Annotated in this window: 26 protein-coding genes and 3 pseudogenes; 27 read left to right on the forward strand and 2 right to left on the reverse strand. The window is 43.4% G+C overall.

The window, feature by feature from the left end; all coding sequences use genetic code 11:
* Positions 1 to 3: 3 nt before the first annotated feature.
* The 12 genes and pseudogenes from tet(40) to DXA97_RS10080 all read left to right on the forward strand — a co-directional run.
* Positions 4 to 1,223: pseudogene (gene tet(40), locus DXA97_RS10020) on the forward strand (tetracycline efflux MFS transporter Tet(40)).
* A 599-nt stretch (positions 1,224 to 1,822) separates the two neighbouring features.
* Entirely contained in the window at positions 1,823 to 2,332 is a 510-nt protein-coding gene (locus tag DXA97_RS10030) for a sigma-70 family RNA polymerase sigma factor (RefSeq protein ID WP_105116765.1), read from the forward strand.
* A 93-nt stretch (positions 2,333 to 2,425) separates the two neighbouring features.
* The gene (locus tag DXA97_RS10035; RefSeq protein ID WP_000323895.1) at positions 2,426 to 2,851 is read left to right on the forward strand and encodes a sigma-70 family RNA polymerase sigma factor; all 426 of its coding nucleotides are present in this window, start codon (positions 2,426 to 2,428) and stop codon (positions 2,849 to 2,851) included.
* Positions 2,852 to 2,934: 83 nt separating this feature from the next.
* A pseudogene (locus DXA97_RS10040) lies at positions 2,935 to 3,409 on the forward strand (sigma-70 family RNA polymerase sigma factor).
* 154 nt (positions 3,410 to 3,563) lie between these two features.
* Complete coding sequence (locus DXA97_RS10045) at positions 3,564 to 4,589, forward strand: AAA family ATPase (RefSeq protein ID WP_001170964.1); 1,026 nt, start codon at positions 3,564 to 3,566, stop codon at positions 4,587 to 4,589.
* A gap of 525 nt (positions 4,590 to 5,114) precedes the next feature.
* On the forward strand, positions 5,115 to 6,080 hold the full coding sequence (gene mobV / locus DXA97_RS10050; RefSeq protein ID WP_001820668.1) for a MobV family relaxase: 966 nt from the start codon (positions 5,115 to 5,117) through the stop codon (positions 6,078 to 6,080).
* Positions 6,081 to 6,088: 8 nt separating this feature from the next.
* Positions 6,089 to 6,943, forward strand: coding sequence for a ParB/RepB/Spo0J family partition protein (locus DXA97_RS10055; protein WP_000743700.1), 855 nt, complete (start codon positions 6,089 to 6,091; stop codon positions 6,941 to 6,943).
* A 45-nt stretch (positions 6,944 to 6,988) separates the two neighbouring features.
* The gene (locus tag DXA97_RS10060; RefSeq protein WP_001206986.1) at positions 6,989 to 7,219 is read left to right on the forward strand and encodes a PC4/YdbC family ssDNA-binding protein; all 231 of its coding nucleotides are present in this window, start codon (positions 6,989 to 6,991) and stop codon (positions 7,217 to 7,219) included.
* Between the two features lie 71 nt (positions 7,220 to 7,290).
* Positions 7,291 to 7,482 carry a hypothetical protein gene (locus tag DXA97_RS10065; RefSeq protein WP_001820669.1) on the forward strand — a complete coding sequence of 64 codons (192 nt, stop codon included), beginning with the start codon at positions 7,291 to 7,293 and terminating at the stop codon, positions 7,480 to 7,482.
* A 54-nt stretch (positions 7,483 to 7,536) separates the two neighbouring features.
* Positions 7,537 to 9,393, forward strand: a complete 1,857-nt coding sequence (locus tag DXA97_RS10070) for a recombinase family protein (protein WP_001820670.1) — start codon at positions 7,537 to 7,539, stop codon at positions 9,391 to 9,393.
* Positions 9,360 to 9,674 carry a macro domain-containing protein gene (locus DXA97_RS10075; protein WP_330417384.1) on the forward strand — a complete coding sequence of 105 codons (315 nt, stop codon included), beginning with the start codon at positions 9,360 to 9,362 and terminating at the stop codon, positions 9,672 to 9,674. The genes DXA97_RS10070 and DXA97_RS10075 overlap by 34 nt, the downstream gene beginning before the upstream one ends.
* 140 nt (positions 9,675 to 9,814) lie before the next feature.
* A pseudogene (locus tag DXA97_RS10080) lies at positions 9,815 to 10,189 on the forward strand (hypothetical protein); the annotation flags it as partial.
* A gap of 103 nt (positions 10,190 to 10,292) precedes the next feature.
* Here DXA97_RS10080 and DXA97_RS10085 read toward each other — a convergent pair.
* Both DXA97_RS10085 and DXA97_RS10090 read right to left on the reverse strand, forming a co-directional pair.
* The gene (locus DXA97_RS10085; RefSeq protein WP_004611564.1) at positions 10,293 to 10,493 is read right to left on the reverse strand and encodes a helix-turn-helix transcriptional regulator; all 201 of its coding nucleotides are present in this window, start codon (positions 10,491 to 10,493) and stop codon (positions 10,293 to 10,295) included.
* Between the two features lie 92 nt (positions 10,494 to 10,585).
* Positions 10,586 to 11,320 (reverse strand): S24 family peptidase, encoded by a 735-nt coding sequence (locus tag DXA97_RS10090; RefSeq protein ID WP_117606315.1) that lies wholly within the window; start codon positions 11,318 to 11,320, stop codon positions 10,586 to 10,588.
* A gap of 234 nt (positions 11,321 to 11,554) precedes the next feature.
* Between DXA97_RS10090 and dinB the strand changes: the two genes are divergently transcribed.
* From dinB to DXA97_RS10170, 15 genes are all read left to right on the forward strand, one after another.
* Entirely contained in the window at positions 11,555 to 12,805 is a 1,251-nt protein-coding gene (gene dinB / locus DXA97_RS10095; RefSeq protein WP_117570083.1) for a DNA polymerase IV, read from the forward strand.
* A 42-nt stretch (positions 12,806 to 12,847) separates the two neighbouring features.
* Positions 12,848 to 13,090, forward strand: coding sequence for a LexA repressor (locus DXA97_RS10100; RefSeq protein WP_077326115.1), 243 nt, complete (start codon positions 12,848 to 12,850; stop codon positions 13,088 to 13,090).
* A gap of 5 nt (positions 13,091 to 13,095) precedes the next feature.
* On the forward strand, positions 13,096 to 13,350 hold the full coding sequence (locus tag DXA97_RS10105; protein ID WP_077326113.1) for a hypothetical protein: 255 nt from the start codon (positions 13,096 to 13,098) through the stop codon (positions 13,348 to 13,350).
* 669 nt (positions 13,351 to 14,019) lie between these two features.
* Positions 14,020 to 14,331 (forward strand): helix-turn-helix transcriptional regulator, encoded by a 312-nt coding sequence (locus tag DXA97_RS10115; protein ID WP_166460050.1) that lies wholly within the window; start codon positions 14,020 to 14,022, stop codon positions 14,329 to 14,331.
* Positions 14,332 to 14,460: 129 nt separating this feature from the next.
* Entirely contained in the window at positions 14,461 to 15,330 is an 870-nt protein-coding gene (locus DXA97_RS10120) for a hypothetical protein (protein ID WP_117529004.1), read from the forward strand.
* Positions 15,331 to 15,346: 16 nt separating this feature from the next.
* Positions 15,347 to 15,496: a hypothetical protein gene (locus DXA97_RS20165; RefSeq protein ID WP_156454676.1), complete on the forward strand. Its 150-nt coding sequence runs from the start codon at positions 15,347 to 15,349 to the stop codon at positions 15,494 to 15,496.
* Between the two features lie 103 nt (positions 15,497 to 15,599).
* A complete protein-coding gene (locus DXA97_RS10125; protein ID WP_166460051.1) occupies positions 15,600 to 15,953 on the forward strand; it encodes a helix-turn-helix transcriptional regulator in 354 nt (117 codons plus the stop codon).
* A 122-nt stretch (positions 15,954 to 16,075) separates the two neighbouring features.
* Positions 16,076 to 16,483, forward strand: coding sequence for a recombinase family protein (locus tag DXA97_RS10130; protein WP_117529006.1), 408 nt, complete (start codon positions 16,076 to 16,078; stop codon positions 16,481 to 16,483).
* Between the two features lie 204 nt (positions 16,484 to 16,687).
* Positions 16,688 to 17,008, forward strand: a complete 321-nt coding sequence (locus tag DXA97_RS10140) for a helix-turn-helix transcriptional regulator (RefSeq protein WP_004611636.1) — start codon at positions 16,688 to 16,690, stop codon at positions 17,006 to 17,008.
* A gap of 10 nt (positions 17,009 to 17,018) precedes the next feature.
* A complete protein-coding gene (locus DXA97_RS10145; protein WP_004611637.1) occupies positions 17,019 to 17,390 on the forward strand; it encodes a recombinase family protein in 372 nt (123 codons plus the stop codon).
* 2 nt (positions 17,391 to 17,392) lie between these two features.
* On the forward strand, positions 17,393 to 17,830 hold the full coding sequence (locus DXA97_RS10150; RefSeq protein WP_004611638.1) for a type II toxin-antitoxin system PemK/MazF family toxin: 438 nt from the start codon (positions 17,393 to 17,395) through the stop codon (positions 17,828 to 17,830).
* Positions 17,814 to 18,026, forward strand: a complete 213-nt coding sequence (locus tag DXA97_RS10155; RefSeq protein WP_118719851.1) for a DUF6462 family protein — start codon at positions 17,814 to 17,816, stop codon at positions 18,024 to 18,026. Before DXA97_RS10150 ends, DXA97_RS10155 begins: the two co-directional genes overlap by 17 nt.
* A 134-nt stretch (positions 18,027 to 18,160) precedes the next feature.
* The gene (locus tag DXA97_RS10160) at positions 18,161 to 18,337 is read left to right on the forward strand and encodes a CopG family transcriptional regulator (protein WP_077326067.1); all 177 of its coding nucleotides are present in this window, start codon (positions 18,161 to 18,163) and stop codon (positions 18,335 to 18,337) included.
* 32 nt (positions 18,338 to 18,369) lie between these two features.
* Positions 18,370 to 19,605, forward strand: a complete 1,236-nt coding sequence (locus DXA97_RS10165) for a tyrosine-type recombinase/integrase (protein WP_004611641.1) — start codon at positions 18,370 to 18,372, stop codon at positions 19,603 to 19,605.
* Positions 19,606 to 19,881: 276 nt separating this feature from the next.
* Positions 19,882 to 20,379 carry a methionine--tRNA ligase subunit beta gene (locus DXA97_RS10170; RefSeq protein WP_118719853.1) on the forward strand — a complete coding sequence of 166 codons (498 nt, stop codon included), beginning with the start codon at positions 19,882 to 19,884 and terminating at the stop codon, positions 20,377 to 20,379.
* Positions 20,380 to 20,588 lie beyond the last annotated feature (209 nt).

The raw sequence follows: 20,588 nt of genomic DNA on the forward strand, positions 1-20,588 counted from the left end.
TTCATGTTTGCTAAAAATTCAAAGGCATATTCTGTCTACCTGCTGTTCCGATTTGTCTGTTCCCTGGCGGTTTCTATGTCCACAGTGCTTTCCATCGTGTACCACCTGGAGGTGGTGCAGCTGGATGCTTTCCAGCTTGTCCTGGTAGGGACGGTTCAGGAGACCTCCTGCTTTCTGTTCGAGATGCCCACCGGTGTGGTGGCGGATTTGTATAGCCGTCGGCGCTCGGTGCTGATTGGAATGTTCCTCTACGGCCTGGGCTTTCTGATGGAGGGTGCGCTACCGTGGTTCGCGCCGGTTCTGCTGGCCAGGTTGTCTGGGGTTGCGGTGATACCTTCATCACCGGCGCTCTGGAGGCGTGGATTGCCTCGGAGGAAGAGGACAAACCCATAGACAAGGTGTTCCTGCGGGGCAGTCAAATGGGGCAAATCGGCGGCGTTCTGGGCGTGGTGCTGGGCACACTGCTGGGAAACATAAACCTGCAAATGCCTCTCATCTTGGGGGGCAGTTTGTGCTTGTTGTTGGGGCTGGTGATGGTTCGCATCATGCCAGAAACCAACTTCTCCCCTGCTATTGAGGAACGGCAGGGCTTGCTTAAAGACTTTGTCTGCCTGTTCAAGCTCAACCTGGGCTTTGTGAAAGGCGCACCTGTGTTGCTGGCGCTCTTAGCAATCACACTATGCGGGGGACTTGCCAGTGAAGGCTTTGACCGGCTCTCCACCGCTCATTTTCTGGATGACACGGTAATACCCGTTATCGGGCCGCTGAACAGCGTCACTTGGTTCGGTGTTATCAGTCTTATCGGCAACGGCTTAGGTATTCTGGCTTCTCAGTTGCTCATCGCCCGCATGGAGAAAAAAGGGACTGTCAGCCGAACCAGTGTGGTCATGTCCACCAGCGCCGGGTATATCCTGTTCCTGGTTCTCTTCGCGGTGGGGCGGAGCTTTTGGTTCATGTTGTTGGTGTTCCTGCTGGCGGGGCTTATGCGCACCATCAAGGAGCCTGTGCTGGCCGCCTGGATGAACGACCAAGTGGATGAGAAAATGCGCGCCACAGTCTTTTCCACCAGCGGACAGCTGGACTCTTTCGGGCAGATCATCGGCGGGCCTATTGTGGGGCTGGTAGCCCAGCAGGTGTCCATACCCTGGGGGCTGGTCTGTACCGCTTTCCTGCTGTTGCCCGCGCTGTTCTTAGTGCCGGTGGCGGGAAAGAAGCGGGATTGATATGGCATAGTTAAGTTTACTGACGAGCGGGAGATTACTTCCGCTCGTCTTCATTTAGTAGCGCAAAATTTGAGGACTCTTTATTTCCTTATTCGGTATAGCGGAGGCGGCTGTCAATTCGACATAATTTTCTTGTGATACTTTACCGTACATGAGCATTTGTTTCGTATTTGAAAGAACAAACTCACCAAATAAAAAAAACGATATTCGGGTGGGTTATTTTGTTATACCCTAAATTACCCTCTGAATTTGTTTTTAAATTTGGAGGGATTTTTTTATGTCCTTTTTTCGGGCAGTTATCTATCTGCTCATACGAAGCAAAATTTATCAATACATAGCATATCAGAGAACGGCAGGAAACCAGTTAAAAAAATTTCTGCCAGTGCAACGGTACTTCTCACCTTGAAAGTAGAAGTACAATCTCCATACAATAGAATTACTATTTCCTATAACCGTAAAGGTCACAGAGCCTTTGCGGTTTTTCTTTTGTCGATTTTTGTTGGAAAGTGCCGTAGGGCTGTTTCTGATATGCGGTGTCGTTCTCCGCCTCTCCATCTGGATTTTTTACATTTCAAAAATTCAGATGGGAGGTATTTATGGTGAAATATGCACCAAGAAAGGTATATATCAGAGAAAGTGGCGGCTATGTGGAATTATCCTACACGGAGTTCTGCCGTTGCAGGGAATCCGACCAGACCTATATGGACAAGCTGTTTATCCCCATTCAAGGCTGTCTGCTTGAAGTCGTGAGGGAGCAATACACAGACTTCTACCGTGACAAGGAACGGTGGCGTTATCTGCAAAAATTAGATACAAAGAATAGACTGCTATCTCTCGACGGATTTACGGACAGCGAGGGGAATCCTCTGGACTTTATCACTGATGAAGCGGTGGACATTGCAGAAACCGTTGTCAATGCGGTCATGGTGGACAGGCTGAAAGCCGCCCTGCCTTTGCTGTCGGATAGTGAACAGGAGCTGATACAGGCAATCTTTTTTGACGGACTTTCCGAGCGTGAAGTCGGGGCGAGGTTGGGCATAACCCAGAGCGTTGTAAACAAACGCAAAGCCAGAATCCTAATAAAACTAAGAAAGATAATAGAAAATTAAAATTTAAGGCGTTCAGCCCCTTGTTTTTTCCTTTGGGAAGATGAGGGGGCTTTTCTCTGCCCTCTCAATCAATTCTGATTGGAGGAAGTAAGAATGGCATACAACCACGGACGGGAGGACAGGAAATGGCGTATCTGGAAAGAAGCGGAGGAAAAGCTGCTGCGTGAGTGCGGCGTTGATGAAGCGACCATTGAGCAGATACGCATGGCGGACAGGGCAGACTTCAATTCCAACAGGCGGTTTTACCGATGGACGAATGACGTTGCGGAATATCTTGAGGACATGGCAGGCAGGGAGCGGCAGGCGGAAGTGGGTACGGTTGCGGAGTTACTGGAAGAGATTGAGAGCGAAAATCTCTATCAAGTATTAGTCACGGTGGACGGGCGTACCTTGAAAATCGTCCTGCTGAAAATGCAGGGGTATTCCACAAAGGAGATTGCCCCGCTTGTGCATTTGACGACTGGTGCCATCTATGCGAGGTTAGACCATCTGCGGAAGAAGCTGCGGAAAATTTTATAGCTTCTAAAACAGCCTGCCATCCTGCGGGCTACTGGGTGAGGGATGGAAATCCCCTCACTCATTTTTTGCAGGAGGACAACAGGATGGCATACAGGGTTAAGGCATACACGCTTCGGGAGGAATCCACGGAAAGCGGCACAAGGTATTTTATCAGCTTTAAGGACGGGCAGGGCAAATCCCACGAGTTGGAAGTGTCGGAACAGTTCTTTATGGAGTTTCGGCAGATGGAGCGCAGGAACAGGAATCTTTTCTAATGGGACGAGCGGCACAGGGAGTTTAACGAGGTATGGGACGAAACCCTTTACAGACGGGCGTTGCGTGTGCCTAAGAGCCTTGATGAACGCATGGTTGAGGAAGAACGGAATGAAACGCTCTATAAGGCGGTTGGGAGCCTTCCAGAGATACAAAGGCGGCGTTTCCTGCTCTACTACGAGTATGAGTTCAATTTTTACCAAATCGCCGCTATGGAGCATTGCACCGCTTCGGCAATACAGAAATCTGTTGCGATTGCAAAGGAGAAAGTAAAGGCGGAAATTGAAGAAATATCTCCAACCGTGACCGACACCGCCCGAAAAAGAAATCTGTTTTTTATTTGTGTGGGATTGGCGGCATTACATACTCTCACTTTTTTCCGTGGGAGTAAATCTATTTTTAAGGAGGTCAACGCCTATGTGCAACGAAAACAAAGACACCGCCCGAAAGGAGGAAAGCCATGCAGAAGTTACAGACAGTCAACGCCGAAACGCTCCTTTATGAACCGCTTGAGAAACCATCCTTTGTGGTGGACAGCCTTATCCCGACAGGCTTATCGCTGTTCTGCGGCTCACAGAAGATAGGCAAAAGCTGGCTCATGCTGAAGCTATGCTTATGCGTGTCGCAGGGAATCCCTTTATGGGATATGCCGACAATGGAGGGCGATGTGCTTTACCTCTGCCTTGAGGACACGTTCTGCCGCATACAGGACAGGTTATTTCGTTTGACGGACGAAGCAAGCGGGCGGCTCCACTTTGCCGTGGCAAGCTGCAAGCTGTCAGACGGTCTTATCGTGCAGCTTGAAGATTATCTGAAAGATTACCCAGACAGCAGGCTCATTGTCATTGATACCTTGCAGAAAGTCCGTACAGCTTCAAAAGACAATGCCTATGCAAGCGACTATGGGGACATCTCCCTCATCAAAGACTTTGCCGACAGGCACTCTCTGGCGGTCATTGTCGTACACCACATCCGAAAGCAGAATGACAGCGACGTGTTCAACAAGGTGTCTGGGACGACAGGATTAACGGGGAGTGCGGACGCTACCTTTGTTCTGGAAAAGGAGAAACGTGCGTCTGACACCGCCAAGCTGTATGTGACGGGCAGGGACACGCCTTATCAGGAATACACGCTGCGTTTCCGTGATTGCCGTTGGGAGCTTGTGGAGCGGAAAACGCAGGAGCAGCTTGCGAAAGAAACGATACCAGATGTCCTTTTTCGGTTGGTGGATTTTATGAGGGATAAGGAAGAATGGATAGGCACGGCAACGGAACTGTTAGCCGCTATGGGGGAAACGGAAACCATACCCACGGTGATTACGAAATGGCTGAATGAATACCGCACCACATTTTTAAGCGAGAACCGTATCTGCTACCAGTACAGCCGCAGGAAAGACGGCAGGCGGATTGCCCTTGCAAGGAGGGCGGGTGACAGCGGTGATGGTGGTGACAGCGATATTAGGATACCCCCCTGTTACTGTCATTGACGCTTAAAGCCATGTAAAGCTGGCGGCTCTGCCCTGCGGGTGACAGCAGTGACGGTGGTGACAGTGATTTTAGGATACCCTGCCGCTGTCATCCCTACGGGAGAACACCCCGTAAACGCAAAATGCAGGCGTGAGATTTACTCGCCCTTTTCGGTCGTGTAAAACCACCCCTGCGGTCAGAAAAATCATTCCGATTTTTCCGACTGCGTTTACAGGGTGTAACACACTACACTTTGCCCTGCAAAGTCGTGTGCCAGACGTTCCCTCTGGACTCCCTTAAGGCAGGGCTGTGCCCTGCTATCCTACGCCTTACGGCTTCGGATAAAAGAATGGCGGCATGACGGTGACGGCTCTTGCGAGGGGGGGTATCCCAAAAACACCGTCATCATCGACATGACCGTCATGCAGGGGGTGAGGGTGACAGTTGCGGCAGTCGGCAGGGGGTATCCCAAAACTGCTGTCACCACCGTCACCGCTGTCACCCCAAAGGACGGTCACCCGCCGAAAGAAAGGAGGAATCCGCCTATGCCTTATGCAATCCTGCGTTTCCAGAAACGAAAAGCGGGCGGCGTTGCGGCTTGTGAACGCCACAACGAGCGGAAGAAAGAAGCCTACAAAAGCAACCCAGATATAGATATGGAACGCTCTAAAAACAATTACCATCTCATAGCACCACCAAAGTACACCTACAAGAAAGAGATTAACCGCATGGTAGCCGAAGCGGGGTGCAGGACAAGGAAAGACAGCGTGATGATGGTGGAAACGCTCATCACAGCTTCACCAGAATTTATGAACCAGTTACCGCCCGAAGAACAAAAAGCGTATTTCCAGACGGCTCTTGACTTCATTTCGGAGCGTGTTGGAAAGCAGAATATCCTCTCCGCTGTCGTCCATATGGACGAGAGAACGCCCCATATGCACCTCTGCTTTGTGCCGATTACGCCAGACAATAAGCTGTCAGCGAAAGCTATCTTAGGCAACCAGAAATCATTATCCGAGTGGCAGACCGCCTACCATGAGCGGATGTCCTCACGGTGGAATCAGCTTGAACGGGGGCAGTCCTCAATGGAAACCAAGCGGAAACACGTCCCCACATGGCTCTATAAATTAGGCGGCAGGCTTGATAAACAGTATGAAGAAATCGTGTCTGCCCTATCCGACATCAACGCCTTTAACGCAGGGAAGAAAAGGGATAAAGCGTTAGATTTACTCTCTGCATGGCTGCCAGACGTGGAGAAATTCTCTAAGGAAATCGGGAAACAGCAGGCGTATATCGACAGTTTGAAAGAGAGAATTGGGCAGGAATCAGACTATGCGGGGCGTATGCGTGATGAAAAGTACGAGCAGGAACTAAAGGTGCAGAAAGCGAATCAGAAGATATTTGAATTGCAGAGAACCAACGAGCAGATGGGGCGGCTGCTGTCAAAAATACCGCCCGAAGTGTTGGAAGAATTGCAGAAAAATCATAGAAGCAGAGCGAAAGAAAGGTAGATATGTGAATGAAGAAACAGGATTTTAAGGTGTTAAAGACCAAAGACTTGTACCCGTTCCCCGACAATCCGTTTCATGTGGCAGAAGATGAAACACTGTCAGAGTTAGCGGAAAGCATCAAGGAATTTGGCATTGTCACGCCGATAATCACACGCCCGAAAGAGGACGGGGACGGTTATGAAGTGATTGCAGGACAGCGGCGTGTCCGTGCTTCTGAACTTGCAGGGATAAATACCGTGCCTGCGTTTGTCCTGCCCTTAGACCGTGACCGAGCCATCATCACCCTTGTAGACAGCAATTTGCAGCGTGAGAATATCCTGCCATCGGAGCGGGCGTTTGCTTACAAGATGAAATCCGAAGCCATGAAGCGGCAGGGTTTCCGCACAGACTTAACCTCGTCACAAGTTGTGACGAAGTTGCGGACGGACGACAAGGTGGCACAGGGCTTCGGCGTGGGCAGGATGACCGTGCAGCGTTTTATCCGCCTGACGGAACTGATACCGCCGATTTTGCAGATGGTGGACGAGGGGAAAATCGCCCTCACGCCTGCGGTGGAACTGTCCTTCTTGAAGAAAGACGAGCAGGAAAACCTCTTTGCCACGATGGAGAGCGAAGAAGCAACGCCCTCACTCTCACAGGCACAGCGGATGAAACAGTTAAGCCAGAGCGGGCGGCTTGACATGGATACGATATTTGCGATTATGACGGAGGAAAAGGGCAACCAGAAAGAAACCTTGAAAATCAACACAAGCAAGCTGAAAAAATACTTTCCGAAGAACACAACGCCGAAGCAGATGGAGGAAACCATCATCAAACTTTTGGAGCGTGAGTTGCAGAGGAAACGCAACCGTGACAGCCGCTAATCTTCTTTTTTCGGGAAGTAAATACAGAGAGTTGAGGTATGGAGAATGAGAGAAATCCAGTATGAAATCGTAAAGGAAATCGCAGTATTGTCTACGGGCGACAGTGGCTACACAAAGGAAATCAATCTCATTTCATGGAATGGGAAAGAGCCGAAGTATGACATCCGCAGCTTTTCCCCGAACCGTGAAAAGTGCGGCAAGGGAATCACGCTGAACGCTGATGAAGCGGCGGCACTCCTTAAAGCATTACAGAAAGAATTAAACAGCGAGGATTAATGGTATCTGATTGGCAGGGCGGGGACATTTCCAAACTCTTCCCTGCCCTGTCTGGAAAGGAAGATTTAAGTATGGGCGAGGATAAGAAAGCAGATAAAAAGAGAAAGCGTATCGTGCCAAAAGCACCAGTGCAGATGATAATCAGCCGTGAATATGTCGGCACACAGACCGTTACAGAAGCGTTTGTCCCGATTATCTCCGAGGATATTCGGAAGAAGATTGCCGAGGGCGACACCTTCGACAATGAGGGGCTGTCCGCTTAGAATGTACGCAATGGGACATGAAAACAGATAGGACAGATACGGAGGTTTTACAGTATGGCAGGAATCAAAGAAGAAAAGAAAATCTATTTAGTCGGCATTTATTGCCGCTTATCTAAAGACGATGGTACGGATAACGAGAGTGCGAGCATTGCGACACAGAAATCCATCCTCACGGATTATGTGAAAAAGCAGGGATGGCACATAGCAAAAACGTATGTGGACGATGGTTATTCTGGTACAAATTTCCAAAGACCAAGTTTCCAGAATATGATAAAAGACATTGAAAGCGGTCTGATAAACTGCGTGATTACGAAAGATTTATCCCGTCTGGGGAGAAACTATCTTGATTGTGGGTTATATCTGGAAGTTTTCTTCCCAGAGCATAACGTGAGGTATATAGCGGTCAATGACGGCGTAGATACCTTGAATAAATCTGCTATGGACATCACGCCTTTCCGCAACATTTTAAACGAAATGTATGCCGCTGACATATCTGTTAAGATAAAATCGGCATATCGGGCGAGGTTTCAACAGGGGAAATTCATGGGAACTACCGCCCCTTATGGCTATATCAAAGACCCTGCCGACCACAACCATCTGCTGATAGATGATAAAGTGGCACATGTTGTAAAAGAGATATTCGACCTTGCATTAAAAGGGAATGGAGTTGCCAAAATTTGCAGACATCTTAATAAACAGCATATCCTACGCCCTGCCGCTTATGCGGCGGAGCGTGGCGAAACAGGCTTTGAACGTCATTTTGAGGGGAACGAGGACAAACGCTATATTTGGAGTGGGAACAGCGTGAGGAGCATTTTAAGAAGCCCGATATATGCGGGAAATCTTGTAGGCTACAAACGGATTGCCGCCAATATGAAAAGCAAGAAACGCCCCTCTAAGCTGCCCGAAGAATGGGAAGTGATACCCAATACCCATGAGGGAATAGTCACGCAGGAGGAATTTGATATTGTCCAACAGCTTATTACAAGTCGTAGGCTTCCACAGAACAAGGGAGGATTTGTAAATATTTTTGCAGGCGTTATCAAGTGTGTGGACTGCGGATGTGCTCTGCGGGCAATGAACGTACACAGGAGGAAACGCCCAGAGATTATCGACTGTGTACAGTATTCATGTAATAATTATGCAAGAAACGGAAGAAGCGAGTGTAGTGCCCACAATATAGAAGCAAGGGATTTATTCAATGCCGTTCTTGCCGACATCAACTGTTTTGCGGATATGGCAGTGAATGATGAAAAGGCGGTCAGGGCCATAGAAAAGCGGCTCACGGAAACAGACCAGAGCAGGGCGAAAGCATTAGAGAAAGAACGTAAGAAGCTGAACAAACGCCTTGCGGAACTGGACAGGCTGTTTTCCTCTCTCTACGAGGATAAGGTCATGGAGCGTATTACCGAGCGGAATTTTGAGATGATGTCGGGGAAATACCAGAAAGAGCAGCTTGAAATTGAAGCAAGGCTGAAAGAGGTGACGGAAACTCTTAATGAAAGCTACGAGAAATCACGGGGAATCCGTGACTTCCTCGCCCTTATCCGAAATTATCAAGGCTTAAAAGAACTGGATGCAACAGTTATAAACGCACTCATAGACAAGATACTTGTTTCGGAGCGTGAGAAGATGGCAGACGGAACAGTGAAGCAGGAAATCAAGATTTACTATAAATTCATCGGCTTTGTCGATGAATTACATATCATACCTACAAAACGGTGGGCAGCAATGCCCGCTAAAAATTGTACGGTGTGCGGCGTTGAATATGTCCCGGGCTCTGGTGCATCAAGGTATTGTCCTGCTTGTGCCAAGAAGATACGGAGGGAGAAATCAAACGAGAGCAAACGCAGGAGCAGAGAACAGAAAAGGATAGCATGTATGAACTGTCCGCAAAAAATGACCGACTGATATGGAATGGTGGAAGGAATAGAGAAGAGGAACTTCTTGCTAACTGCTATTTTAATTCCATGGAGCTGGCAATGGATAATGGAATCAGGTCTATTGCATTTCCTTCTATATCGACAGGTGTGTACAGTTTTCCGGTAGAGCTAGCAGCGAAAGTTGCAGTTCATACAGTTAATAGATTCCTGCAGGATAATCCAAACAGCTTTGATTTGGTGGAATGGGTGCTGTTCGATGCACATACTGAGGCGGTGTATGAAGCAGAGGTTGATAAGATATATGAGTAATAGAAATGAAATGTCTATTATATCTATTGATGATTCCGGTTTTGTCGATATAATATATTGTGAGAAATGAAGAGAAGGAGATTAACCAAATGGATAATAATGAAGTAGTAGTAACAGAAGAAGTGGCAGCAGTTGTTGAAAATAATACAGGTATTGAAATAGAGCCTTTATTTGAGGAGCAGGTTGATTTTGATACATTCTCAAAGTCAGACTTCCGTGTTGTAAAGGTAAAGAATTGTGAAGCAGTGCCTAAGAGCAAAAAACTTCTTAGATTTACACTTGATGATGGAACAGAGAATGAGAGAACAATTCTTTCAGGAGTACATGCTTTTTATGAGCCAGAGGAACTTGTTGGTAAGACATTACTTGCAATCGTAAATCTTCCACCACGTTCAATGATGGGAATTGACTCTTGTGGTATGTTACTTTCAGCTATTCACAATGTAAATGGTGAAGAAAAGTTGAATCTTGTAATGTTAGACGATTCAATTCCAGCAGGTGCAAAACTGTATTAAGATTTGCACAGTAATTACATATATGTTAGTGGATAATTATATGTGATTTTAAAATTTATGTTGAAAGTAGATAGTAAAAGAGCTGGGTGTCATTGTGCCCAGCTCAATCTTCTACATGGAAGACATCTTCCACCAGCATATTAAAGTATTTAGAAATCCGCAGCATAAACTCGGCAGATGGGGTGCTGTCTCCACGTTCTATCCTGCCGACAGTTTTGGTGCTGTATCCGATAGCAGCGGCAAGGTCATCCTGGTAAATGCCACGTTGTTCTCGGATTTCTCGGATATTATTGGTAACCGCCATAAAAATCCCTTCTTTCAGTTCTATAGATAGATAGATATTTTCTTATTGTTAATTATGCAAAATGATGTGTCCGATAAAAAGGACTTGCAATTTTATCGGCAATGCCCTGTAATAGCAGAAGCATCAGATTTTCCAAGAACTTTTCCAAATATGTCTAAGCGGTCATTTTCACTAACCTTGATAGGTGCATATTTTTTATTAAGTGAGATAAGGAAAATTCCGTCGTTATCGTTCTGTAACTTCTTAATATAGGCTTCTCCATTGAGAGAGAAGATACCGATTTCTCCGGTATCAACAGATTCCTGTTGTAATACCCATGCAATCTGACCATCGTGAAACTCAGGCTCCATACTGTCACCACTGATGCGTACACCGAATGTAGTATCTTCTGGTAGAAGAGATTCATCTATGCATATGGTCTTTTTCGGTCCGTCTACAAGAAAATTACCAGTACCAGCTGATACCGCATTTTCAAATATATCAATGCTGCGGAATGGGATAATCTTAGCCATTTTCTTCTCATACATTCCGGATGCATGGAGCAGATTGATGTAGTCCATAGCTTTTTCTCTGCCTTCATCAGTCAATGATGAGAAAGGATCAGCAGGATTTACTCCAAAATATGCTTCATACATATTAGTAATACCAAGGATTCTACACACCTTGTAAAATATCGTTACGCTTGGTTCGGCAAGATTTCGCTCCCAGTTGGATATAGCCTTGTAGGAAATGGTAATGCCTTCCTTTGCCAGTTCATCAGCGAGATCCTGCTGGAGCAAGCCTTTCTTTTTTCTATATAATGAAATGATTTCTCCGATTGAGTACATACATACGCCTCTTTTCTTTCATTTTGTTGATTTCTAATGTCTCTTTTCACTCCATAGTATATAGCAACAGTACCAATTATTCAAGCTAAAAATCCAATATAATGAGAAAAAGGACACATGTGTCCGTTGACAGTCGATTATTCTTGGGGTTATACTATGCCCTGTAAGAAACATTACCCATATACTTGGACTAAAGTTATGGTAATGACAGATTAAATGCAGGAGGTGATGCAGATGGGAGACAGGGTAATACTTCATTCAGATATCAACTGTTGTTATGCTTCGATTGAACATCTGCATCATCCTGAGCTTGCAGGAAAGCCATTGGCAGTAGGCGGCGACCCGGAGGCAAGACATGGGATTGTCTTAACAGCTGACTATATTGCCAAGAAGTACGGTGTGAAAACAGGAATGGCACTCTGGCAGGCAAAGCAAGTCTGTCCGGACATAACATTTGTTTCACCAAGAATGGACTTATATCTTCGGTTCTCAAGGATGGCGCATGAGATATATGCAGAATATACGGACAGACAGGAGCCATATGGGATTGATGAGTGCTGGCTTGATGTTACAGGGAGCAGCTCCCTTAAAGGGGATGGATTGCTCATTGCACAGGAAATCAGCAGGAGAATGAAGTCAGAGCTTGGCATCACAGTAAGTGTTGGTGTTTCTTTCAATAAGATATTTGCAAAGCTTGGTTCAGACTATAAGAAGCCGGATGCAATCACAACTATGTATAAGGGTGAGTTTAAGCAGAAGGCATGGTCACTTCCGGTGGCAGATCTTCTATACGTTGGCAAAAGTACGAACAGAAAGCTTGCATTATTTGGTATCAAAACCATAGGTGATCTTGCAAGGGCAGATGAAGATGTGCTTAACAGTCACCTTGGAAAGAGGGGCAGTATCTTATGGTCGTTTGCTAATGGCTATGATGATTCACCTGTCAAGCTGGAGAATACCCACGCTCCAATCAAATCGGTGGGAAACAGCATAACGACGCCAAAGGATTTAGTATGCGATGAGGATGTAAAGATTGTTCTTTATATTCTGGCTGAGAGTGTTGCAGCAAGACTTCGTGAGAATGGATTCCGGTGCAGAGTGGTTGAGATAAGTGTCAGGGATAATGAGTTATTCTCTTTTACCCGTCAGAAAAAGATTGACCATGCAACGAATATCACCGGAGAGATAGCTGCATATGCTTATCAGATATTTAAGGAAAACTATAACTGGAGCAAGCCAATCCGCAGTGTTGGTGTCCGAGGTGCAGACTTAGTAACAGATAATTATTGGGAACAGATTGATTTATTCTCAAGTGTGGAGAAGCGTGAAAAGCAGATGAAGATGGATTCAGCGGTGGATGAGATACGCAGAAGATTTGGATTTTACAGTATCCAGAGGGGACTCATGTACCGGGACAGGATTCTATCGGCAGTCAATGCAAAAGAAGAACACACAGTACATCCACATGGGTACTTTTCAGGTTAGCAACGAGAAGTGCCAATAGAGTAAAGAAGAGGGAGGCGGAACATGAGCGAAGCAGCAAGAATTAATCTGGTAGACAGAGCACCATTGACGGAGAAGCAGCAGAATGTGTATGAAAGCATTATGCAATATCAGCGTGTGAATGGCTATGCTCCTACTATCAGGGAGATATGCAAGATGGTAGGGGTGGCATCGACTTCAAGTGTTTATGCACATCTGAAAATATTAGAAGAAAAAGGCTATATAGCAAGGAAGATGGATGCTTCCAGAGCAATAGCAATCTTGTAAGGAAGGTGATTACATTGAGCAATAAGGTATATGTTGATGTACTTGCAGAGTTTTCAAGGGACGGACTGCTCATTCCAAAAGAGATAACATGGGAAGATGGCAGAAAGTATGAGATTACACGAGTAAAAGACAAGCGCAGAGCAGCCAGTACAAGGGCTGGTGGAGTTGGAGAGCGTTATACCTGTGTGGTAGATGGAAAGGAAATATTCCTTTTCTATGAAGATAACAATATGTGGTTTATGGAAAGAGCCGGAGCCTGATGTGATTGTGTGCTGACAGCACAATTCATATCAGTTGGCTTTAGATCAGCAAAGCCGGGGAATGTGCAGACATTCATCGGAACTCCCGGCAAAAGGCTTGCAAAGGTGATTTCCCTTTCCTTTACGAGTACAAAGTTGTAGATAGTGATGATTTTGTATGAATAAGGAGCGAACTGAATTGAACAAAGAGTTAAAAGTTATAGATTTTTATTGTAAGAAGTGCAAAAAGAGTATGAAAGTTTCATACATGGTTACAGGTAACAGAAATTATCCGGTACTGCCGAGAGTTATGATGAAATGTCACCATTGTGGCAGAGTAATGACCTTGAAGAATTTCAAGGAGGGTGAGCTGCTGGATAGAGTAGAACAGGATAAGTATTATATCTGATACATACAGTCGGACATCAGATGTTGCGGCAGATATTTGACCGCAACAGGACAAGACAATTAAATTAGTGGTCATCATGATATGGGAGACACCTGCAATAAGCGTAAGCTGATGATACGCAAAGGTGCCATCCTAAGGACGCATGAAAAATTAGAAACCAGTTTGAGGACTGGCACTGTTTTTCATGTGTCCTTTTTTATTTGCTGAAAATTACATATCCTAGGGAGTTATTGTCCGTCCTCAAACGAGTTAACGGTAACAAGTTTTAAAGGATGGACAATATGAACAAGGAAATAAGAGAATATGATAAGAATGTACAATTTGAAATAGGGCAGAGAATACAGGAAATGCGACTAGACAAAAATATGAAAAGCATTGAGTTGGCAACGGAATTGGGAATAACAAGGAACCAAATGTCACGAATTGAAAATGGTAGAGCAAATTGCACTATACAGCAGTTATATATAATGTCACAGATATTTGAGCACAGTATGGATTATATCATATCGGGCAAAAAGGGCAGACAGGAAAATAAGATAACATTTGCCCAGAGAGAGGCAATTGATAAAATGTTGAGGGCATTTGATAAATAAACAGTACTTTGCATAAATATCTTTTCATGCAAAAAATAGAAAGTTTTTGCTTTGATATGCAAATGTTGTGCAAAGATTTGACTACACGCAAAATTTATGGTATCCTATGTGAAAGGAGGAAGCAAATTAATGAAAAGAGATTTATCAATTCTATCAGAATATGTAAGAATAAGTACTCCGGATAAGGATAGATTGGCAGAATTAGTTGTGAGAGCAAAAGGTCCAGAGCTTAGTATGTCACAGTTCGCAAAAAAGTGTGAGGTTAATCCGTCTACGCTTTCAAGAATTGTAAACAAAAAAACAACGGGCAAAAATTCAGATGCTTTAATATTTAATATTGCGGAGAATGCAGATCCAAATAGTGGAGTTACCTTTGAAATGCTTATGTCTGCTCATGGCATGAAAAAGCGTAATTTAAATGGAAAAGTGGATACAGAAGAATACAGAGCATTTGAAAAAAATGCAGCTGACTTAGTACTGTCGGAGATTATGAAGAGGGGGTATAAAGTTCAGGTTCCAATGACACCTCAGGTTTACAATGCTTTAAATTATCATTATAGACCTGATTGGGAAATTGCTACTGATGCCGTTACTTCTGATAACACTATGGGACAATGGCTATTTGAGTTTTGGACAATGCTCGGTACGGAACAGCAAGCCATTCGTAAACAGACAATAAAACTAAGACAGAAATTATTGATGGTTTTAGGACTATATTATATGGATGAAGTCAAAGCAGATAAATTATCGTTTGTGGTTTTTAATAGAAAATTCTATAAATTACTTAAAGATACCTTGGAGGGGATTTGTGTAAAACCATGGATTACAATTATGCTATTTGATATGGAGCAAGCACAATTTATAGAAGAATTCACTTTTTTATCGCCTGATGGAAGTGTTCGTGATAGTAATATGAAAATTTCTATGAATGAAGAATGCGATGATTATACAGACGATTTGTTTGAAGATATAAATGGTCGTAATCAATTTATGGATTAGTCTATAGGAGGTGCTTATGGAAGAAGATAAAACAGTTTTATTATTTCGTCAGATACAGGCAGCAACTAAAAATGGTCATGATGCAGAAGTGCGCAGAGATAAAGATGGAAATTTTGTGGTTTATTCCGTAAAAAAACAGCGGGCAGATAAAATACAAGTTAAATAATACATCAGCTGAATTGGCAGTTGATAAGGGCAAAAGGGAGCCGATATCGTTCAATATTTGAATGATAGAGGCTCCTTATTTTTTTGTAAGGGAGGTGAGCAGAGTGATCCAAGAGATAAAAGAATATGATTCTGATACTTGTTCGAAAATTGGTATACGAATTCAAGATATACGAGAATCAAGACATATGAAAGCTATAGAGTTGGCAAGCTATCTTGGCATTGGTAAGAACCAGATGTCTCGAATTGAAAGTGGAAAAGCAAATTGTACGATACCACAATTGTATTGCATTGCACAAATCTTGGATTGCTCTGCTGATTTTTTATTGTTTGGAGAAGAACACATGAATTATTCGCCGGAGATGGTGGAATTAGTAAACGATCTAAAAATGGTGACTGGAAGAATAGAGGGAGAAATTAAAAATAGTCTTTTAAAGACTACAAATCAGAAAAGATAGTCTTTAGAGTGGGCGCATAGTTTTTTTTAATAGAGTACCATAAACATGTGCTAAAGAACAGCACACCACGAGAGTGGAGGCGCCAAAACTCTCCAATACGAAATCGTAAAGGAGATAACAAAATGAATAAAAGAGATTTTAACGTAGTAGGAAACGAAGGTACAGATAATAAGGAGCTTGCTAAGGGAATTGCATTTATAAAGTCCCGCAGAGCAGAACTCAATGTAGTCCAGATGGTCGAGAATATGCGTGATCAGGCAATGCCTAACGGAGTAATAATTAACGATGCATATTGTGACCGCTCGATAACAAGAGACTATGACAGAGAAGGTCTGAATGCTTTCTTTGCAACACTTAAAGAGGAAGACTTTGAGGTTGTAGTAGTCAGAAGCCTGAATGAGATCACAGATGACATTTATGATCTGGAAGAATTTGTTAAGACCATCACAGATATGGGCATATGGCTCTATTCTCTTGAAGTCGGTCCGGTGCCAATTATTGTATCTCATGCAGAGGATTTTGGATGCTAACGGAGTCCTTTGGTAGAGCGACAACAGAAAATCATTCCGGTCGGGACAAACAAGTCCCGGCTGTGAAGGATTGCAGATTTACACAGACTGCATTCGGAACAGTTGTACATGATTCAAGTGGGAAGTGGCTTGGTCAGTACGAGACAGAAGATGCAGCTGTAGAGATGATTAGGGAAATGGCACAGGACATTGGAGGGTACGACGATGAAATATGAAGGATATAAAATTGGTCCGGTGATTCGTGATATCCGTAAGGACAAAGGACTTCTCATTGAAGAGGTTGCTGCTAAAACTGGAATAAGTGTTTCGACACTTGGACAGGTGGAGCAAGGAGGAAGAAACTTGAGCATGAAAAATTTGTATATGCTTATGGAAGTTTATGAAACAGACGCAAATAGCTTACTTGCAATAGACTGTACACCGGATTCATTAGATTCGAGGCTAAAGCGGTTACCTGCAGATAAGCAGGATTATTTGAAAAAGACATTTGATTTTATGATAGAGCAGGCTTTGAAGTCAGCATAGGAGGCAGAGAATGAGAAGAAAGATTAAAAAGATGGATTGCATAGAATATCTTTCAGTGCAGGCTCCATTGGAAAAAGTAAATATGCTTGAAGACAAGCAGAGCAAATATATACATGAATTTGTAAAGAGAAAAGAATATTCAATCGTGGGAAAGATAAGACGCAATGGCTTTTCGCAGAGAGATGTTGATCGCCAGTGGAATCAGATTGTGAATATGATCCGCAAAAAGCAAATCAGTGGAGTAGTTGTTGCGAATATGGCAGCTATATCCAGCAGTGTTGCGGATGCTTATTTTAAGGTAGGACTGGTTATTGAAGCAGGCGGCATTGTGGTGACTGTAGATGAGGGCAGATTGGATATGCACATCAAGAAGGGAGCATAGATATGAGCAGACGAACAGAAAAAAGAAGATATGGTAAGTATAACAAATTTGATGTCGTGTATGCAGATTTTGGAAAAAATCCACATGGCATCCAGGGAGGAATCAGACCAGGAATAATTATTTCATGTGATGCCAGTAATCATGATGGTGCACCACAGGTGTCAGTAGTCCCTTTGAGCAGTAAGTTAAAGGATATTCCGGTACATGTGATTTTAAATCCGAAGGATGTGAGTGGATTTGGATTAAGTAAGATATCTGATTTTATGCCTGAAGATGCACAGACAATTTCAAAAGGCTGCATTAGAGCAAAAAGTGGAACTGTCATTGAGGATTCCGGCGTGAGAGAAGAAATAGACAGAGCATTGATACGACAGTTTGATCTGTTACCTGTAGCTCGCAAAATGGTAATGGAGGAGTTAGCAAATGGACAGCAGAACTAAAAAGACTAATAATAAAAGATTTGTCAGATATTCAGAAGGAGCAGAGATGTATTCAATGAGTGTGTCAAAGTTTATGAAGTTAGCGAAGGATGCAAAGGCATGTTATAAAGTGAATCAGCTGGTGTTGGTTAATCTGGATATTATTGATGAATATCTGGAGACTTTCCATATTGTAGATGACGAGTTTTATAAGTAATTATGAGAAATGACGCATTGATATAGAAGAAATACAAACAAGTATGGAGAAAAATGAGCCAAGAGAGAAAAAATGTATTGACTTTCGGTCAGACCGAAAGTATAATATGACTAAGATATGAAGGAGGCATACAGATGGTTAGAACTGGAAGACCAAAAGCAGATAAACCTTTTGATCATAAGGTAACTGTTAAATTCAAAGAAGAGGAATACCAGATAATGGTTGAGTATGCTGAGACTCATAATCTATCCATTTCGCAATTGATTAGAATGGGTGTTGAATTACAAATGAAGCAGCAGGCTAATCAGTAGAACAGGCTCTTTTCTCCGGAAAGGAGAGAATAATGGCTTGTAGAAAAGATGGTAAAGGCAGAGTATTAAGAAAGGGTGAGGGTTACAGAAAAGGCGACGGAAGATACTCATATGTATATATTGATCCATTAGGCAAGAAAAGAACCATTTATGCAAAGTCTTTGGTAAAGCTTCGAGAAAGAGAAGAACAGTTACAAAAAGACCAGTTGGATGGACTTGATATCTATGTCGCAGGAAAAGCTGATGTAAACTTTTTGTTTGACAGGTACATATCAACTAAAACAGAATTGCGTAGCACTACTTACAGTAATTATTTGTATACATGGAATCATTTTATTCGTGATACATTTGGCAAGAAGAAAGTAAGAGATGTGAAATACTCAGACGTGTTATTCTTTTATACAGACTTGATTAATAATCAGGGATTACAGATTAATACGCTTGAGACAATTAACACAGTATTAAGACCTACATTTCAGCTTGCTGTCAGAGATGATATCATAAGGAAGAATCCGGTAGACGGAGCATACTGTGAAGTAAAGAAGCGTAATGGTGGTGCCAGAAAAACAAGGCGAGCGTTGACTGTGGATCAGCAGAGAAAATTCATGGAGTATGTAGCAAAGAATCCGTTCTTTTATCACTGGTATCCATTCTTTGTATTTTTGTTAGGAACTGGATGCAGAATAGGAGAAGCAATTGGGATACGCTGGGATGATATCGATTTGGAGAATCGAATCATTGATATCAATCATAGCTTAACCTATTACCAGAGAGCGGATGATTCATATAAATGTGAGTTTAGAGTATCTTTGCCAAAGACGGAAGCTGGTAATCGTAGAATACCTATGATGCAGCAGGTATATGATGTGCTTCAGGAAGAATATGAGAGACAGAAGCAAGAAGGCTTTTGTGTTGAGAATGTGGATGGAATGACCAATTTTGTATTTACAAACCGATTTGGGATGCCACATAACCCAGCAGCAGTAAACCGGGCAATCAAGAGAATTGTGGATACACATAATTCAGAAGAAGAGGTGGCTGCTAAAAAGGAGAAGAGAGAACCTGTTATGATTCCAAGATTCTCCTGCCATATCTTCAGACATACGTTTGCATCAAGATTTTGCGAGAATGAAACCAACATCAAAGTAATTCAAGAGGTAATGGGACATGCTGATGTATCGACTACCATGAACATATATGCAGAAGCAAACCCAGATGTTACCAAATCAGTAATTGAGAAATTATCAAAAAATATGGATATTTTTTAGAAAAGAGTCCTGCGATTGAACTCTTTGAAGATTGAAAAATATACCTATTCATACTGTGGCAAATATGTTATACTTGCTAAGTATTGTTGTGTTTGACACAGCAGTACATGCATAAAATAAAAAGACGTATTTTAAGGCGAATGACATCTTTTGGACGCACAAAAGTCAAAAAAACGTCCAAGAGTATCCAAGTATATAGAATCCGGGAAAGCCCATTTTCCAAGGGTTTACAAGGATATACAAGAGTTAGCTTAGCAATCAAAAAAATTCCCGACTATGAAGAGCCTGGATGCAGATAAGAAAGCTTCCAAAGCAGATAGCAGCACTTCTGAAGCAGCAGAAGGCGAAACCAAGTCCGCAGGCGACAACAACGGCTTCTTCACCCCGAACGAGAAGATCGACTTCTCCAACGTAAAGGTAGAGCCGCTGTTCGAGGAGCACGTAGACTTCGAGACCTTCTCCAAGTCTGACTTCCGCGCAGTAAAGGTAAAAGCATGCGAAGCAGTAAAGAAATCCAAAAAGCTTCTGCAGTTCACTCTGGACGACGGAACCGGCACCGACCGCACCATCCTTTCCGGTATTCATGCATACTATGAGCCGGAAGAGCTGGTGGGCAAGACCCTCATTGCAATCACTAACCTCCCGCCGAGAGCCATGATGGGCATCGAGTCCAACGGTATGCTGCTTAGCGCAGTATGCGAGGAGAACGGCGAAGAGAAGCTGAACCTGCTTATGGTAGACAACCACATTCCGGCAGGCGCAAAGTTGTACTAAAAGTAAATATAAAATTGAAAAAATGCACGCCGCATTCTCGTTACTTTAGTGATGAGTTAGGCGTGCAAAAAATATAAATAAGAATCGAACATACATTTGCATCTTGGCAATACATATGGTATACTATAAATATGGATAATAATATATTTAATATTAAGGAAAATAGTCTTTCGTATGGTAGAGGTTATGTTTATTCTTTACAGTATCAT

It is taken from the genome of Clostridium sp. OF09-36, from assembly GCF_003481985.1.
Lineage (GTDB): Bacteria > Bacillota > Clostridia > Lachnospirales > Lachnospiraceae > Brotaphodocola.